Annotated in this window: 1 protein-coding gene and 1 pseudogene; both read right to left on the reverse strand. The window is 59.6% G+C overall.

Going from position 1 to position 1,749, the window contains the following annotated elements; all coding sequences use genetic code 11:
• Positions 1-172 precede the first annotated feature (172 nt).
• Complete coding sequence (locus DBR12_RS10860; RefSeq protein ID WP_108617255.1) at positions 173-1,441, reverse strand: type II secretion system F family protein; 1,269 nt, start codon at positions 1,439-1,441, stop codon at positions 173-175.
• 22 nt (positions 1,442-1,463) lie between these two features.
• Positions 1,464-1,749, reverse strand: a pseudogene (locus DBR12_RS22750) (secretion system protein); the annotation flags it as partial.

Here is a 1,749-nt window from a genome sequence, read left to right on the forward strand (position 1 = left end):
TATCAGTGCAGCCAAACCGCCGCCGATCAATACGGGTCTTTTCATTGCCACCCCGCCGATATCAACAGGCCGCTGTTGTTGAGGATTGAGCCACCCCCTGCCGACGCGAGCCGACACGAACTCACTCCTGGGTAGCCACACTGGACGGTGGATTTCACAACGCTGCGCATCATCAACCGCCCATGCTTTGGGTGACCGACTGCCGCACCAAATCGTAGACAGGCAACAGCAACGCAACTATCAGAAACAGGAAAAGCCCCCCCGCTGCCAGAATGATCAGAGGCTTGAGGATTTCCGCCAGCGACTTCACCAGCACCTCCAGGCGCTTGCGGTAGTCAGCCGCAAGATGAGAGAGTTGCTGATCCAGGCTGCCGGATTCTTCGCCCACGGAGATCATGCGTACAGCCATGGCTGGAAACCCACCTACGCGCCGCATAGACGAAGACACCGACTCGCCACGCGATACGGACTCCGCCACATGGATGAGGCGCGTTCGGTAGTACCGGTTCTTGGTGGCACGGCCTAACACACGCAGGCTGGACACCATGTCCACCCCCGCACGCACCAGAATCGAAAGGTGCTCGGTGATATGCGCCATGCCAGACGAAACAAGCAGAGTACGCACGATCGGCAGACGATGCATGAGGGTATAGGTGGCCAGCTGGAATCGCTCGGAACGCTTGAAGGCAATGACACCAATCGACACTACGATGGCCGTGACCAGCAGAACCCAGGGTAGATGGGTGGAAAGCAAGTCCGCGAATGCAACCAGCCCTTCTGTAATGGGCGGCAATTTCGCCTGCAGCTGTTTGAACAGCCGCGCCATGGAGGGCACGACATAGTAGATCCAGAAGACTGCAACGCCGATGATGGAGGCGAAAACAAACGCCGGATAGATCAACGCAGTCTTGATGTCGCGCCGGATATTGATCATGCGCTCCACGTGCTCAGCAGCTTCGCCAAGCATGCGGTCCAGCGTTCCTGTCTGGTCCCCAATAGAAACTAGGTTGCGAACCGTTTCCGGGAATACGTTGGGGTGCCGATTGAAGGCCTCGGTCATGCCCACACCGGCGTTCAGATCGTCCAGCATGTTGCGGGCAACAGCCGCCATGGCAGGGTTACCCACGCTGTGGCTTTCTTCCACCAGAGTGGCCAGCGCATCGAGAGCGGGGACGCCAGCGCGCATCATGAGACCTAGGTCACGAAGGAAACCTGCGAGGTCTTCACTGCGCACTTGCTTGCGGAACAAGTGCAGCAATGCATCGGCCACCACCGCCAGCCAGGCAGGGAAACGCCAGAGGTTGATCACCGTGCCATCGGTGTCCGCTTCCAGCCGCATGCGCGCTGACAAGTCACGCTTGACCGCTAGGCGCAACAGACCTGAGCGCACACCACCATGGGGCAGTAGTACGCGGTAGTAATAAGTGTTGAGATTGGCCATGCATTACATCCGCCAAAGCGGCTCAGTCCTCGCCCACCGTACGGAGGATTTCCTCCATCGTTGTCTCGCCCGCCAACACCCTGTGCCTGGCCAAGGTCAGAATGGGGCGCATGCCCGAAGCCAGAGCGCGTTGCCGCATTTCGGCACGCGTAGCGTCCGAAGCAATGGCGTCGGCCAAGTCGCGGTTGACCACCAGCATCTCGTACACAGGCAGACGGCCCAGATAACCCGTGTCTCGGCAGTGATGGCAGCCTGCACCGTGGAACACCTGCATCATTTCACCCGCAGCACCCTGCCCCAGCCAGCGG

It is taken from the genome of Acidovorax sp. HMWF029 (assembly GCF_003060895.1).
In the GTDB taxonomy this organism is placed as follows: Bacteria; Pseudomonadota; Gammaproteobacteria; order Burkholderiales; family Burkholderiaceae_C; genus Acidovorax.

Coding starts and splice junctions, on each gene's coding strand:
- DBR12_RS10860 (WP_108617255.1), bottom strand. CDS start 1,441: ATGGCCAATCTCAACACTTATTACTACCGCGTACTACTGCCCCATGGT.